14 protein-coding genes are annotated in these 14,720 nt (G+C 66.7%); 3 read left to right on the plus strand and 11 right to left on the minus strand.

Translation table 11 applies throughout. The features are described from left to right. Nucleotides 1–7 precede the first annotated feature (7 nt). Nucleotides 8–1,003, plus strand: a complete 996-nt coding sequence (locus tag ACQY8B_RS20275) for a nucleoside hydrolase (protein ID WP_422088348.1) — start codon at nt 8–10, stop codon at nt 1,001–1,003. Between the two features lie 88 nt (nt 1,004–1,091). Here the strand turns inward: ACQY8B_RS20275 and ACQY8B_RS20280 are convergent, their stop codons facing one another. The 6 genes from ACQY8B_RS20280 to ACQY8B_RS20305 form a co-directional block, all read right to left on the minus strand. Then, nucleotides 1,092–1,829 carry an amino acid ABC transporter ATP-binding protein gene (locus ACQY8B_RS20280; protein WP_422089083.1) on the minus strand — a complete coding sequence of 246 codons (738 nt, stop codon included), beginning with the start codon at nt 1,827–1,829 and terminating at the stop codon, nt 1,092–1,094. Nucleotides 1,830–1,868: 39 nt separating this feature from the next. Then, entirely contained in the window at nt 1,869–2,537 is a 669-nt protein-coding gene (locus ACQY8B_RS20285) for an amino acid ABC transporter permease (protein WP_422088349.1), read from the minus strand. Nucleotide 2,538: 1 nt separating this feature from the next. Continuing rightward, nucleotides 2,539–3,297 (minus strand): amino acid ABC transporter permease, encoded by a 759-nt coding sequence (locus tag ACQY8B_RS20290; RefSeq protein WP_422088350.1) that lies wholly within the window; start codon nt 3,295–3,297, stop codon nt 2,539–2,541. Nucleotides 3,298–3,395: 98 nt separating this feature from the next. Continuing rightward, the gene (locus ACQY8B_RS20295) at nt 3,396–4,292 is read right to left on the minus strand and encodes a transporter substrate-binding domain-containing protein (protein ID WP_422088351.1); all 897 of its coding nucleotides are present in this window, start codon (nt 4,290–4,292) and stop codon (nt 3,396–3,398) included. Between the two features lie 153 nt (nt 4,293–4,445). Next, the gene (locus ACQY8B_RS20300; protein ID WP_422088352.1) at nt 4,446–5,918 is read right to left on the minus strand and encodes an aspartate ammonia-lyase; all 1,473 of its coding nucleotides are present in this window, start codon (nt 5,916–5,918) and stop codon (nt 4,446–4,448) included. Between the two features lie 175 nt (nt 5,919–6,093). Then, a complete protein-coding gene (locus tag ACQY8B_RS20305; RefSeq protein ID WP_422088353.1) occupies nt 6,094–7,080 on the minus strand; it encodes a LysR substrate-binding domain-containing protein in 987 nt (328 codons plus the stop codon). Nucleotides 7,081–7,141: 61 nt separating this feature from the next. Between ACQY8B_RS20305 and ACQY8B_RS20310 the strand changes: the two genes are divergently transcribed. Continuing rightward, nucleotides 7,142–8,584, plus strand: coding sequence for an amidase (locus tag ACQY8B_RS20310; protein ID WP_422088354.1), 1,443 nt, complete (start codon nt 7,142–7,144; stop codon nt 8,582–8,584). A gap of 108 nt (nt 8,585–8,692) precedes the next feature. Here the strand turns inward: ACQY8B_RS20310 and ACQY8B_RS20315 are convergent, their stop codons facing one another. Together ACQY8B_RS20315 and ACQY8B_RS20320 are read right to left on the minus strand one after the other, a co-directional pair. After that, nucleotides 8,693–9,631, minus strand: a complete 939-nt coding sequence (locus tag ACQY8B_RS20315; RefSeq protein ID WP_422088355.1) for a 2-hydroxyacid dehydrogenase — start codon at nt 9,629–9,631, stop codon at nt 8,693–8,695. A gap of 42 nt (nt 9,632–9,673) precedes the next feature. Continuing rightward, nucleotides 9,674–11,506, minus strand: a complete 1,833-nt coding sequence (locus ACQY8B_RS20320) for an ABCB family ABC transporter ATP-binding protein/permease (protein ID WP_422088356.1) — start codon at nt 11,504–11,506, stop codon at nt 9,674–9,676. A 41-nt stretch (nt 11,507–11,547) separates the two neighbouring features. Between ACQY8B_RS20320 and ACQY8B_RS20325 the strand changes: the two genes are divergently transcribed. Beyond that, nucleotides 11,548–11,973, plus strand: a complete 426-nt coding sequence (locus ACQY8B_RS20325; protein ID WP_093057333.1) for an acyl-CoA thioesterase — start codon at nt 11,548–11,550, stop codon at nt 11,971–11,973. Between the two features lie 10 nt (nt 11,974–11,983). Here ACQY8B_RS20325 and ACQY8B_RS20330 read toward each other — a convergent pair whose 3' ends face one another. From ACQY8B_RS20330 to ACQY8B_RS20340, 3 genes are all read right to left on the minus strand, one after another. Then, nucleotides 11,984–13,141: an ABC transporter substrate-binding protein gene (locus ACQY8B_RS20330; protein ID WP_422089084.1), complete on the minus strand. Its 1,158-nt coding sequence runs from the start codon at nt 13,139–13,141 to the stop codon at nt 11,984–11,986. A gap of 132 nt (nt 13,142–13,273) precedes the next feature. Further along, the gene (locus tag ACQY8B_RS20335; RefSeq protein ID WP_422088357.1) at nt 13,274–14,038 is read right to left on the minus strand and encodes an enoyl-CoA hydratase; all 765 of its coding nucleotides are present in this window, start codon (nt 14,036–14,038) and stop codon (nt 13,274–13,276) included. A 34-nt stretch (nt 14,039–14,072) separates the two neighbouring features. Continuing rightward, nucleotides 14,073–14,669, minus strand: a complete 597-nt coding sequence (locus ACQY8B_RS20340; protein ID WP_081268375.1) for a 2-hydroxychromene-2-carboxylate isomerase — start codon at nt 14,667–14,669, stop codon at nt 14,073–14,075. Nucleotides 14,670–14,720: the final 51 nt, after the last annotated feature.

Genomic DNA, 14,720 nt, shown 5'->3' on the forward strand with positions numbered 1-14,720 from the left:
CCTTCCCATGCCGCCGCCGAATCCAGCAGACACTGCACACACTGCACACACCGCACACACCGCGCCTCACACGCTCATCATCGACACGGACCCCGGCGCCGACGACGTGATCGCGCTGCTCTTCGCGATGGCCGCGCCGGAGCGGCTGGACATCCGGGCGCTGACCACCGTGGCCGGCAACGTGCCGCTGGCCAAGACATCCCGCAATGCGCGCCTGGCATGCGAATGGGCCGGGCGGCCGGACATTGCGGTCTACGCGGGCGCGCAGCGGCCGCTGAAGCGCACGCCCATTTACGCGGCCAACATCCATGGGCGCGAAGGCCTCACGGGCGTGGCCGTTTACGAGCCTGCGGCACCGCTCGCGGAAGGCAACGCGGTCGACTACCTCATCCGCACCTTGCGCGCCGCGCCGGAGAAAAGCGTGACGCTGGCAATGCTCGGCCCGCAGACCAACCTTGCGCTGGCGCTCGAACAGGCACCCGACATCGTGCGCGGCTTGCGCGAACTGGTGCTGATGGCCGGCGCGCATTTCAACGGCGGCAACATCACGCCGACGGCCGAGTTCAACGTGTTCGCCGACCCGCACGCGGCCGAGGCGGTGCTCGCGAGCGGCGTACCCATCACCATGCTGCCGCTGGACGTGACGCACAAGATCCTCACGAGCGAAGAGCGCATCGCGCGGCTGCGCACGCTGGGCAACCGGGCCGGCGCGATCGTCGCGGACATCCTCGACGCCTATGCGCCGCAGGAAATGAAGCACTACGACATGCCCGGCGGTCCGGTGCACGACGCCACGGTCACGGCCTACCTGCTGCAACCTTCGCTCTTCACGGGCCGGCGCATCCACGTGGAGATCGACAGCCGCGAGGGCATGGGCTTCGGACAGACGGTGGCCGACTGGCATGGCAGCCTGCGGCGGCCGGCCAACGTGAACTGGATCATCGACGGCGACGCGCAGGGTTTCTTCGACCTGCTGACGGAACACATCGCGCGGCTGCCGTGAGCCGTCCGGAGGCCGCACCACGCCCATGAAAAAAGGGCCACGCTGCGTGCAGCGTGGCCCTTCTGGTCAGCACCGGCGGCAGCGCCGGTCAGTGCTGCAGGATCTTGTCGAGGAAGTCCTTGGTGCGCGGCTGGCGGTTCTCGGGGTGGTTGAAGAACTCGTCCTTCGGGCAGTCTTCCAGGATGCGGCCACCCACGTCGATGAAGATCACGCGGCTCGCCACCTTGCGGGCGAAGGCCATTTCGTGCGTGACCACCATCATGGTCATGCCTTCCTTGGCCAGGGCCACCATCACGTCGAGCACTTCGCCGACCATTTCGGGGTCGAGGGCCGAGGTGGGTTCGTCGAACAGCATCACGATCGGGTCCATCGACAGCGCGCGGGCGATGGCCACGCGCTGCTGCTGGCCGCCGGACAACTGGCCCGGGAACTTGTCCTTGTGCGCCATCAAGCCCACGCGGTCGAGCATCTTCAGGCCGCGGGTCTTGGCCTCGTCGGCCGAGCGGCCCAGCACCTTGATCTGCGCGATCGTGAGGTTCTCGGTCACCGACAGGTGCGGGAACAGCTCGAAGTGCTGGAACACCATGCCGACCTTGGAGCGCAGCTTGGGCAGGTTGGTCTTGGGGTCGTGCAGCGGAATGCCGTTGACGGTGATCTCGCCCTTCTGGAAGGGCTCCAGCGCGTTCACGGTCTTGATGAGCGTGGACTTGCCGGACCCCGAGGGACCGCAGACCACGACCACGTCGCCCTTGGAGATGTTGACGGAGCAGTCGTTGAGCACCTGCACCGGGCCGTACCACTTGGATACGTTCTTGATTTCGATCATTTTTTCGGACATTTCTTTCTCTCCGGTTCAGTCACTCGGTCAGCGGATGATCGCGATTTTCTTGTGCAGGCGCTTCACAAGCCAGGACAAGGCGTAACACAGGACGAAATAGACGACGGCGGCCAGCAGGTAGGCCTCTTCCGGACGGCCGAAGTTCTTGCCTGCCGTCTCGAAGCCCTTGAGCATGTCGTAGGCGCCGATGGCGTAGACCAGCGACGTATCCTGGAACAGGATGATGGTCTGCGTGAGCAGCACCGGCAGCATGTTCCGGAAAGCCTGGGGCAGGATGACCAGCTTCATGTTCTGGCCGTAGGTCATGCCCACGGCCATGCCGGCGGAGACCTGCCCGCGCGGGATCGACTGGATGCCGGCGCGCATGATTTCGGAAAAGTAGGCGGCCTCGAAGCAGACGAAGGTGATGACGGCCGAGGTTTCCGCCCCGATGGGCCGGCCGATGATGAACGGCACCAGCAGGAAGAAGCCCAGGATCACCATCACCAGCGGCACGGAGCGCATGCCGTTGACGTAGGTCGCCGCGGGAAAGTCCAGCCACTTCTTGCCCGACAGGCGCATGAGCGCAAGTATGGTGCCGAAGAAGATGCCGCCCAGCGTGGCCACGACCGTCAGGATGACGCTGAAGTAGAAGCCCTTCAGCACATAGGTGCTGATCAGGCTCCAGTTGTAGAAGGAAAAGTCGAGATTCATCATGTCAGTGGCCTCCCGTGCCGCCGGCGGCGACGAAGCCCGGCACGCGCACCCTGCGCTCGATGAAAGTCAGGATGCGGTTCACCAGCATGGCGCTGACCACATAGAGAGCGATCACGCCGATGTAGATCGGGATCTGGGCCGAAGTCTCTTCACCGGCCTGCAGGTAGAACTGCGTGAGTTCCGGGATAGACACCGCGAAGGCCACCGACGAGTTCTTGAAGATGTTCATGGACTCGCTGGTCAGCGGCGGCATGATGATCCGGTACGCCATGGGCAGCAGCACGAAGCGGTAGTACTGAGGCGTCGTGAAGCCCACGGCCATGCCCGCGTAGCGCTGGCCGCGCGGAAGCGCCTGAATGCCCGAGCGCAACTGCTCGGCGATCCGCGCCGATGTGAAGAAGCCCAGCGCGCAGACCACCAGCACAAAAGGCGGCAGATCGCGCATGGGCGGGATGATCTTCGGCAGCACGAAGTACCAGATGAATACCTGGACCAGCAACGGGATGTTGCGGAACAGCTCCACCCATGCGTTACCCAGCCGAACCAGCCAGGGGCTGTCCGGCAGTGTGCGCAACGTGCCGATGGTCGAACCCACGACCAGCGCCACGAACAGGGCAGAGAGCGACACGCCCACGGTCCAGCCCCATGCATTCAGCATCCATTGCAGATAGGTCTGGTCCGCTCCGCGAGCGAAGCAGCTTGCGACCACTTCATTGGTAAGCGTGTCCTGGCAAAAAACCGACATGTCCAGGTTCAGCATCCATCCTCCTTCGCGGGTCAGGGCCCGCGCCCATTACATCGAAAAGCCCGCGTCGGCAGGGGGCCGCGCGGGCTTGGCTTTTCAGGTCTGACGCCGCTTTACTTGGGAGCGTAGGCTTCCATGGGCTTGTCGTTCGGATTGGCCCAGGCGGCCTTGGTACCTTCCGACACCGGCATGTTCAGGTTGACGTTGTTCGGCGGGATCGGCTGGGTGAACCACTTGTCGTACAGCTTGGCCAGCGAACCGTCCTTGATCTGGCGCACGATGCTGTCGTCGACGGCCTTCTTCAGCTTGGCGTCACCCTTGGGCAGCATGCAGGCGATGGGCTCGACCGACAGCACTTCGCCGACGATCTTGAAGTCCTTGGGGTTCTTCGACTTGGCGGCGTTGGCAGCCAGGATGGAACCGTCCATCACGAAGGCATCGGCGCGGCCCGACTCGAGCAGAAGGAAGCTGTCGGCGTGGTCCTTGCCCATGACTTCCTTGAAGTCGACGCCTTCGGCGCGCTTGTTCTTGCGCAGCGTCTGGACCGAGGTAGTGCCGGTGGTGGTCGCCACGACCTTGCCCTTCAGGTCGGCGATGCCGTTGATGCCGGAGTTGGCCTTGGTGAGGATGCGCACTTCTTCCACGTAAGTGGTGTAGGCGAAGTCGACGTCCTTCTGGCGGGCCGTGTTGTTGGTGGTGGAGCCGCACTCGAAGTCGATGGTGCCGTTCTGCACCAGCGGCACGCGGTTCTGCGAGGTGATCACCTGGTAGTTGACGGTCAGCGGCTTGCCGAGGTCCTTGCTCAAGTCCTTGATGATGTTCTCGGCCATTTCGGTGTGGAAGCCGACGTACTTGCCGCCGCCCAGCGTGTAGGCCAGGCCGGAAGAATCGCGAACACCCAGGTTCACTGCACCGCGCTCCTTGATCTTGGCGAGGGTATCGGTGGCCTGCGCGAACGCGCCGGTGGCCACGAACGCCGTCACGGCCAGCGCGAGCAATTGCTTTTTCATCAGAAAACTCCTTGGGAAATTGAACAGAAAGAAATACATCGAAATTCTAGACACACACTGTTGTTGGGCGCATTGGTAACCACCCCGGTGCACTGCGCACTGAACTCAGTGCTTTCGCCCAGGAGCGGGCGCCCGTCTGGTGCATGAGACCCGTCATGGCGCCGGAGGCAAGTGATTAGCAGCCTCCGTGCCCGTCGGCACGGCCGCGGGGGAAACAGGTGCTGACAATCTTACAGGTTGTGTCAGATTCTCCGGCACGAGCAGCGCCTCCATTTCGGCGCGGGTCATGATGCCCAGCGACTCGGCCACCAGGTCGATCGGCCCGCCGGTGGCGAGCGCGGTCTTGGCGATGAGCGCGGCCTTCTCGTAGCCGATGAGCGGATTGAGCGCCGTGACCAGCGTGACCGACTCGCGCACCCGCTTGGCAAGGAACTCCCGGTTGGCCTCGATGCCCTCGACGCAGTTCTTCTGCAGGGTGTTGCAGGCCCGGCTCAGGTGCTGGATGCTCTTGAAAAGGCTCCAGCCCATGATCGGCTCGAAGGCGTTGAGCTGCAGCTGGCCCGCTTCGGAGGCCATGGTGACCGTGATGTCGTTGCCGATGACCTCGAAGGCCACCTGGTTCATCACTTCCGGGATCACCGGGTTGACCTTGCCCGGCATGATCGACGAGCCCGCCTGCCGCGCCGGCAGCCGGATCTCGCCGAAGCCGGCCTGCGGGCCGCTGGAGAGCAGGCGCAGGTCGTTGCAGGTCTTGCTGAGCTTGGTGGCCACGCGCTTGAGCACGCCCGACAGCTGCACGAAGGCGCCCGTGTCCTGCGTGGCTTCGATGAGGTTGGCGGCCTGCTTGAGCGGCACGCCGGTCTGCTCGGCGAGGTACTGGCATGCGAGGTTGGCATAGCCGTGCGGCGCGTTGATGCCGGTGCCGATGGCGGTGGCGCCGAGGTTGATTTCCTCGATGAGGGCGCGCGCCTCGCCGAGCCGCTCCTCGTCTTCCCCGATCATGATGGCGTAGGTGAGGAACTCCTGGCCCAGCGTCATGGGCACCGCGTCCTGCAGCTGGGTGCGGCCGATCTTGAGGATGTCCTTGAATTCGAGCGCCTTGGCCTCGAAGGCGCGGCGCAGCGAAGCCATCGACTCCAGCAGCCTGCCGATGGCGAACCACAGCGCCAGCCGCACGGCCGTGGGGTACACGTCGTTGGTGCTCTGCGAGGCGTTGACGTGGTCGTTCGGGTGCAGCACGTCGTAGCGCGCCTTCTCGTGGCCCAGCTTTTCCAGCGCGAGGTTGCAGATGACCTCGTTGGCGTTCATGTTGGTCGAGGTGCCCGCGCCGCCCTGGATGACGTCGACCACGAACTCGTCGAGCAGCTTGCCGTCGATGATGTCCTCGCAGGCCAGGATGATGGCGGCGGCGCGGTCGCGGTCGATGGCGCCGAGGTCGGCATTGGCGCGGGTGGCAGCCTTCTTCACGTAGGCCAGCGCGCGCACCAGGTCGGGCATGGCCGAGATGCGGGTGCCGGAGATGGCGAAGTTCTCGACCGCCCTCGCCGTGTGCACGCCCCAGTAGGCGGCGGCGGGAATCTGCTTCTCGCCGAGGAAGTCGTGTTCGGTCCTGAAATTGGCGCTCATACAGGTTCCTCGGCTAAAAAAAAGCACGCGGGTGGCGCGTGCCGGAAAGCTTGCTTGTGACAGCGGCGTTAAAAAACTGCCGCGACTGTAGTGGCCCGGGCCCCGCCGTGCCAATGCCGTTTGCGGGGACGGTCATGCGCGTCATTTATAGATTGTGCGGTGCACAAAAACACCGTCAGCGCGGCGGCTGGGTGCCGACCAGGTAAGACCACAGCGCGTCCGCCGTGCCCTTGGGCTGCATGCTGTCGAGCGACGACGACTTGGCGGCGCGGCCGGAAGCGCCCTTGACCGGCGCCGGCGCGCCCGGCCGCTCGCGGTAGGCACGGATTTCCATCGTCGCCTCCAGGCTGTCGATCTCGGGCGGCAGCGCGCTCACCAGCTTGCGCGCCTTGATCTCCTTGCGCACCGCGCTCTGCGGCAGGAAGGCGATGCCGTGGCCCTCCAGCGCCATCACCTTCAGGCCCTCGGCCATGTCGGTTTCATAGACGCGGTCGAGGTGGATGGCCGTGCCCGACTCCTTCAGCAGCTGGTCGACGACGCGCCCCAGGTAGGCGCCCGGCGCATAGCCCAGGTACGGCAGCGGCTGGCCCGGGCGGCCCGGCAGCCGGTAGCGCGGCGCGCCGTCGGCGTCGGCCTTGACCCAGGGGGCGACGGTTTCCTCGCCCAGGCTGACCATCTCGTACTTGTTGGCGTCGAGCTGCAGCGGCTGCGACGGGTGGTGGTAGGCGATCAGCAGGTCGCAGCTGCCCTCTACCAGCCGCAGCACCGCGTCATGCACGTTGAGCGCGATCAGCCGGCTCTTCATGGGGCCGAAGTGCTCGCGCAGCGACGTGACCCAGGCCGGGAAGAAGGTGAAGGCCAGCGTGTGCGGCACCGCGAACTCGATCACGTCCTGCCCGGCGGCCGAGTGGCCGCGCAGCATGGCGCGCGTGCTCTGCAATGACTGCAGCATCTCGATGGCCTGGCTGTAGAGCGTCTGCCCCGCGGGCGTGAGGCGCGTCGGGTACGAGCTGCGGTCGACCAGATCGGTGCCGGCCCAGCCTTCGAGCGCCTGGATGCGGCGCGAGAACGCCGGCTGGGTTACATGCCTCAACTGGGCCGAACGGCTGAAGCTGCGCGTTTCCGCAAGGCTGATGAAGTCTTCGAGCCACTTTGTTTCCATACGCGGCGATTATGCGAGCGCCGCGCCATACTGGGCGCCCCCTCCTTTTCCCGCACTCGCCATGCCTCCAGCCGACCTGCTCGAACTCAGCGCCACCGAACTCTCCCGCCGCATCGCCGCGCGCGACGTGTCCTGCCGCGAGGTGATGGCCGCCTCGCTGGCGCGCATCGAGGCGCTGAATCCGCGCTTCAACGCCATCGTGTCGCTGCGCGATCCGGCGCAGTCGCTGGCAGAGGCCGACGAGCGCGATGCCGAGCTGGCGCGCGGCGAACGGCGCGGCTGGATGCACGGCTTTCCGCTCGCGGTGAAAGACCTGAGCCATGCCGCCGGGCTGCCGACCTCGATGGGCTCACCGCTGTCGCCGCGCTCGCCGGCGCGCACCGACAGCCTGCACGTGGCCCGCGCCAGGGCAGCCGGCGCCATCGTCATCGGCAAGACCAACACGCCCGAGTTCGGGCTCGGCTCGCACACCTACAACCCCGTGTTCGGCATCACGCGCAACGCCTATGCACCTGAGCGCAGCGCGGGCGGCAGCAGCGGCGGCGCGGCCGTGGCGCTGGCCCTGGGCATGGTGCCCGTGGCGGACGGCAGCGACATGATGGGCTCGCTGCGCAACCCGGCCGCGTTCAACAACGTGATCGGCATGCGGCCGTCGCGCGGACGCGTGCCCGGCGACCCCGAGCAGGAGCTGTTCTTCCAGCAACTGGGCATCGAAGGCCCGATGGCGCGCAGCGTGGAAGACGCGGCGCGCCTGCTGGCGGTGCAGTCGGGCTTCGACGGCCGGGTGCCGCTGTCGTCGCCGCACGCCCTGCCCTCGCCCGACGCGCTGCAGCTCGACGGCGACGGCAAGGGGCTGCGCGTCGGCTGGCTGGGCAGCATCTGGCCCGACCTGCCGCTGGCGCCCGGCGTGCGCGAGCTCGGCGAAAAGGCGCTCGGCACCTTCCGCGACATCGGCTGCGAAGTCGAGCCCTGCACGCTCGACGTGCCGCGCGAGCACAACTGGAGTGCCTGGCTGCGGCTGCGGCAACTGCTGGTGGGCGGCAAGCTGGGCGCCTACCTGAGCGACCCGAAGCTGTTCGCGCAGCTCAAGCCCGAGGCGCAATGGGAAATAGAGCAGAGCCGGCACCTGGACGCGGCCTCGCTGTACCAGGCCTCGAATTACCGCTCGAACGTGTACCGCGCGTTTCTCAAGCTGTTCGAGCGCTTCGATTTCGTGCTGGCGCCGACGGCGCAGGTGTTTCCCTTCGATGCCGAGCTGCACTGGCCGGCCGAGGTGGGCGGCGTGAAGAGCGACACGTACCACCGGTGGATGGAGATCGTCACGCCGTTCACGCTGGCGGGGCTGCCGACGCTGAATGTGCGAGCGGGCTTCGGGGAAGGTGGCTTGCCGATGGGCATTCAGCTCGCCGGGCCGATCCATTCGGATCTCGACGTGCTGCGGCTGGGGCGTGCCTATGACCTGGCCTGCGGCTGGGGCGCACACCGCCCGCCGGTATTGGCTTGACTCCCTCCCCCTCTGGGGGAGGGCGGGGGTGGGGGCAAGCCGCGCTCATTGCGAGCGCCCTGCCCGCCCCCATCCCAACCTTCCCCCAGAGGGGGAAGGAGCAAGACATCAGACGGGCGTAAGAACGCCGCGCCCCGCGAAGTGCCCTTCGGCATTCGCAAGGAAATGATCGACCGACTTCTGCGTCGCCTCGGGCGACCATCCGGCCATGTGCGGCGTCAGCAGCACGTTGTCCAGGCCGACCAGCTGCTCCGGCCGCTTCGGCTCGCTCTCGTACACATCGAGGCCGGCTCCGGCAATGCGGTTCTCGCGCAGCGCGGCGGCAAGCGCGTCGGTGTCGACCACGCTGCCGCGGCCGATGCTCACCAGGTAGCCCTGCGGCCCCAGCGCGTCGAGCACTTCGGCGTTGACCAGGTGCTTCGTTGCCGGGCCGCCCGGCGCGGCCAGCACCAGGAAGTCTGCCCATGCCGCCAGCGACTTCAGGTCGCCGAAGTAGCGCTGTGTCGCGCCTTCGCGTGGCTTGCGGTTGTGATAGCCGACCTCCATGTCGAAGGCTGCAGCGCGCCTGGCGATCTTCTGCCCGATGGTGCCCAGCCCAAGGATGCCCAGCTTCTTGCCCGACACGTTCGGCGGCTGCGGAATGGCTTCGCGCCACACGCCTTCGCGGCACAGCCGGTCGAGCTTGCGGAACTCGCGCACGATGCTGATCAGCAGGCCGAAGGCGTGGTCGGCCACGCAGTCGTCGTTGGTGCCGGCGCCGTTGGCAGTCACGATGCCGCGCGCACGCGTCACCTCGAGCGGCACGCCTTCGTAGCCCGCGCCCAGGCAGCAGATCAGTTCCACCGCCGGCATTGCCGCGATTTCCTCGGGCGTGATGCCGATGACGCCGATGGTCAGCACCGCGCGGAATTTCCTGCCGTGCTCGGCGATGGCGGCCGCGCGCTGGGCCGCGCCGAAGGCGTAGGTCACGTCGTAGACCTCGCCGATCTGGGCCTGGTGGGCGCTCGAGAGGCTGTTGAGCACCAGCAGGGGAATCTTGGTCGACACGTCTGAACTCCTGAGATCGATAAAAAGAAATGGATGATCGCGCTACATCAGCGGCGTTGCTTCGCTCTTCTGCAAAGCCCACATCTGTGCGTAGCGGCCCTGCTTCGCGAGCAGCTCGGCATGCGTGCCGCGCTCGACGATCACGCCCGACTCCAGCACCAGGATCTCGTGCGCATCGACCACCGTCGACAGGCGGTGCGCGATGACCAGCGTGGTCTTGTCCTGCGCGGCGCTCTTGAGTTCCGACTGGATGGCGCGCTCGTTGGCCGAATCGAGCGCCGAGGTGGCCTCGTCGAAGATCACGATCGGCGGGTTCTTCAGCAGCGTGCGCGCAATGGCCACGCGCTGCTTCTCGCCGCCGGAGAGCTTGAGGCCGCGCTCGCCCACGGTGGTGTCATAGCCCTTGGGCGTGGCCACGATGAAGTCGTGGATGCGCGCGGCGCGCGCGGCGGCTTCCACTTCTGCGCGGCTCGCCCCCGGGCGGCCGTAGGCAATGTTGTATTCGACCGTGTCGTTGAACAGCACCGTGTCCTGCGGCACGATGCCGATGGCGCGGCGCACGCTCGACTGCGTCACTTCGCGGATGTCTTCCCCGTCGATGGTGATGCGCCCCTGCTGCACGTCGTAGAAGCGGTACAGCAGCCGCGCGAGCGTGGACTTGCCCGAACCCGAAGGCCCGACCACCGCCACCGTCTTGCCGGCCGGGATCTCGAAGCTCACGTGCTTGAGGATGGGGCGCGCGGGCTCGTAGGCAAAGCTCACGTCCTCGAAGCGCACGGTGGCGTCGGCGCCGGCCAGCGGCTGCGCACCGGGCGCGTCGCGCACTTCGCGCTCCTTTTCCATCAGCACGAACATCTTGTCGAGGTCGGTCAGGCTCTGCTTGATCTCGCGGTAGATCACGCCCAGGAAGTTCAGCGGAATGTAGAGCTGGATCATGAAGGCGTTGACCATCACCAGGTCGCCCAGCGTCATGCGCCCTTCGACCACGCCCGAGGTGGCGCGCCACAGCATCAGCACCAGGCTCACTGCAATCAGCAGTTGCTGCCCGGTGTTGAGCATGCTCAGCGTGCGCTGGCTCTTGATGGCGGCCTTGCGGTAGCGGTCGAGGCTGGCGTCGTAGCGGCCGGCCTCGAAGTCTTCGTTGTTGAAGTACTTGACGGTTTCGTAGTTCAGCAGCGAATCGACCGCGCGGCTCTGCGCCACGGAGTCGAGCTCGTTCATGGTCTTGCGGAACTGCGTGCGCCACTCGGTCACCGTCACGGTGAAGGCGATGTACAGCACCAGCGCCGCCGCCGTGATCCAGACGAACAGCGAATCGAACTTCACGCCCAGGATGGTGAGCACCAGCACCAGCTCGATGATGGTCGGCACGATGCTGTAGAGCGACATCGAGATGAGCGAATGCACGCCGCGCGTGCCGCGCTCGATGTCGCGCGTCATGCCACCGGTCTGGCGCTCCAGGTGAAAGCGCAGGCTCAGCGCATGCAGGTGGCGGAACACCTCCAGCGCGATCTGCCGGGCCGTGCCCTCGGTGGCCTTGGCGAAGATCAGCTCGCGCAGTTCGCCGAACAGCGAGGTCGAGAAGCGCAGCAGCCCGTAGGCCAGCAGCAGCCCGATGGGCACGATGAGCAGCGCCTGGGCCATGTCGGGCTTGGGCGTCATCGTGTCGACCAGGTTCTTCAGCAGCACCGGCACGCCGACGTTGGCCACCTTGGCACCCACCATGAAGGCCAGCGCGGCGGCCACCCGCCACTTGTACTGCCAGAGGTAGGGAAACAGGCGGCGCAGCGTCGCCCAGTCGGAACGGTCGCTGCGCTCCGGCGGGTGGCCGGAGACGGGGTGGGAGGGGGGAAGGGCTTCGCCGCTGCGGCGCATGGGAGACAATCGTGGTTGCTTGTTTGTTCCAGATTGTGCCCATGTCAGATACTTCCAGCGCTGCCGCTGCCGCCATCCTCAAGAGCCTGCCCACCGACATGGAGCTGGTGCTCAAGGTCATTCCGATGCCGGCCGACTGCAATGCCAACGGCGACATCTTCGGCGGCTGGGTCATGGCGCAGTGCGACCTGGCCGGCTCGGTGATCCCCGCGCGCTACGCCAAGGGCCGCCAGGCCACGGTGGCGGTGAACGAATTCATCTTCAAGCAGCCGGTGCGGCTGGGCGACATCCTCTCGTTCTATTCCAAGCTGGTGCGCATCGGGCGCACGTCGGTCACGGTGACGGTCGAGGTGTTTGCCGAGCGCTTCCGGGCGCAGGGCGAGTACATCAAGGTGACGCAGGCGACCTTCACCTACGTGGCCATCGACGACAACGGCCGCCCGCGCCCCATCGAACAACAGCCCTGATCGGGCAGGCTCACACGCCCGGGCCGCGCACCCGCTCGAAGCGCTCGAACTCGCGATTGATCCAGCGCCCGTCGCGGCGCTCCACCCGGCGGATGTACACGGTCTGCACGATGTCCCGCGTATGGGCATCGATCTCGACCGGCCCGCGCGGGCTGTCCAGCCTGAGGCCGCGAAAAGCATCCACCAGCCGCTCCCCGCCCGCATTGCCGCGCGCGGCGGGCGAGCTCATTGCCGCATCCACGGCCGCGAGCGCATCGTGGGCCGCCACGGCGAAATAGCCCGGCCGCAGGTGGCTGCCGTACTCCGTCTCGAAGACGCCCGTGAAGCGGCGGTTGGCCGGCGACTCGTGCGCGAACGAATAGTGATGGCTGGTGACCAGGCCATCGGCCAGCTCCCCGATGCCTTCGAGGTAGTGGTCGTCGGTGGCATCGCCCGTGGCCAGCAGGCGGATGCCGGTGTCGGCCATGCCGCGGTCGCGCCAGAACTTGAGAAAGCCGGCCGGCATCTTCCCCGAGGGCAGGAAGAAGAACACCGCCTGCGGCTTGAGCTCGCGCAGCCGCAGCATGTAGGCCGAGTAGTCGAGCGTGGCCAGCGGCACCCGCAGCATCGCGCCGACCCGCCCGCCGCCCGCGGTGAAGCCCGAGACGAAGGCGCTCTCGGCATCGACGCCCGAGGCGTAGTCGGCCACCACCGTGCAGACGTCGCGCAGCCCCTGCTGGAGCGCCCATCGCGCCAGCGGCAGCGTGACTTGGGCGATGGTGAACGACACCCGCACCGCGAACGGGCAGCGCGACGTGATGCCCGAGGACGCGGCGTTCATCACGACGAGGGGCACCCTGGCCTGCGTGGCGACAGCGCCCACGGCGTAGGCGTTGGAACTGAAGTCGAGCCCGCTCAGCAGGTCGACCTGTTCGCTTTCCACGAGGTCCTGCGCGTGGCGCCGCGCCTGGTCGGGCGCGCTGCCGGGCACGTCGCGCCGCAGCAGCTCGACAGGCCGGCCCGCGATGTGATGGTTGTGCGCAGCCAGCCAGACGGCCATGCCCGCATCGAACTGGCGCCCGCCGCCCGCATAGGGCCCGGACCACGAGCCGACGACGCCGATGCGCAGCGGCCGCACCCGCGCCAGGACCAGCGCGGGCGCAGCCAGTGAGCCCGCAAGCAAACCCAAAGTACGCCGGCGCACCGGCTGGAATGCTACTTTTTCAGTAGCAACATTCGCCCGCTGGCCGGGCGTTGCGAGAGTTCTGACCCATGGAATTTGCACGCCGGACAGTGTAAGCGCGCAAGCCCGGAAAGCAGGTCAGACCTTCGAGAAATCAGGCTTGCGCTTCTCCATGAAGGCACCGAAGGCCTCGCGCGCCGCCGGCTCGCGCAGCATGCGCCCGAAGCTCGCGCCCTCCTCGCCCATGCGCTCGAGCACGGCGGGCATCTGGCCCTTCTTCAGCAGGCGCTTGGTCTCGATCAGCGCGCTCAGCGGCTTGGCCGCGAGCTTGCGGGCCTGCATCTGCGCGATGCCGTTGGCCTCGGTCGGCGGCACCACCCGGTTGACCAGGCCCACTTCGAGCGCGGCCTCGGCCATGAAGGGTTCGCCCAGCAGCAGCGCCTCGGCGGCGCGGTGGTAGCCCAGCATCTGCGGCACCAGCAGGCTCGACGCCGCCTCGGGGCACAGGCCCAGGTTCACGAAGGGCATCGAGAAAGCCGCGTTGTCGCCTGCGTAGACCAGGTCGCAATGGAACAGCATCGTGGTGCCGATGCCCACGGCCGGGCCGCAAACCGAGGCGACGATGGGCTTGGGGAAGGTGGCGATGCCGCGCAGGAAGCGGAACACCGGCGACTCCTGCGTCGACGGCGGGCCGTTGAGGAAGTCGCCGATGTCGTTGCCGGCGCTGAAGATCGTCGGGTCGCCCTGGATCAGCACGCAGCGCACGGTGGCTTCGCTCTCAGCGGTGGCCAGCGCGTCGGCCAGTTCGGCATACATGCTGCTGGTGATCGAGTTCTTCTTGTCGACGCGGTTGAAGGTAATGGTCATCACACCGGCTTCGGTGTGGACGAGGATGTCGCTCATAAAAAATCCTTGAATGGAACGGGTGGTGCCGCCCTCAGGCGGCGGCAAGTGCTTCGCGTACGAAATCGAGCCGGTCCTGGCCCCAGAACATTTCGTCGCCGACGAACATGGTGGGTGCGCCGAAAACGCCGCGTTCCACCGCTTCCTGAGTGACGGCCTTCAGGCGGTCCTTGGTTTCCTGCGCACCGGCCAGCGCGAGCAGGCCCGCGGCGTCGAAGCCCGCATTTTGCAAGACGGCGCCGACGGTTGCCGGGTCGTTGAGGTTCTTCGGCTCGACCCACATAGCATGGAAGACCGCATCGACGTAGGCGCCGAAGCGCGCCGGCTCCTTCATCTGGATGCCGGTGGCGCCGCGCATCAGCAGCAGCGTGTTGATCGGGAAGTGCGGGTTATGCGCGAATGGCACGTCGTAGCGCCTGGCGAAGCGCTTCAGGTCGGTCGTCATGTACGGACCCTTGGGCTTGATCTCGGCCGGCGAATGGTTGCCGGTGGCCTGGAACACGCCACCGAGCAGCATGGGTTTCCACACCAGCTCGGCACCGGTGTCGGCGCAGATGTGCGGCAGCTGCGTCGCGGCCAGGTAGGCGGCGGGGCTGCCGAAGTCGAAATAGAAGTCGACGGACTTTTTCATGGGTGTCTCCTTTGCTTGTGCTTCAGGGGCTGCTGTTCGGGGTGAGTGCAC

It is taken from the genome of Variovorax sp. (assembly GCF_965279555.1).
In the GTDB taxonomy this organism is placed as follows: domain Bacteria; phylum Pseudomonadota; class Gammaproteobacteria; order Burkholderiales; family Burkholderiaceae_C; genus Variovorax.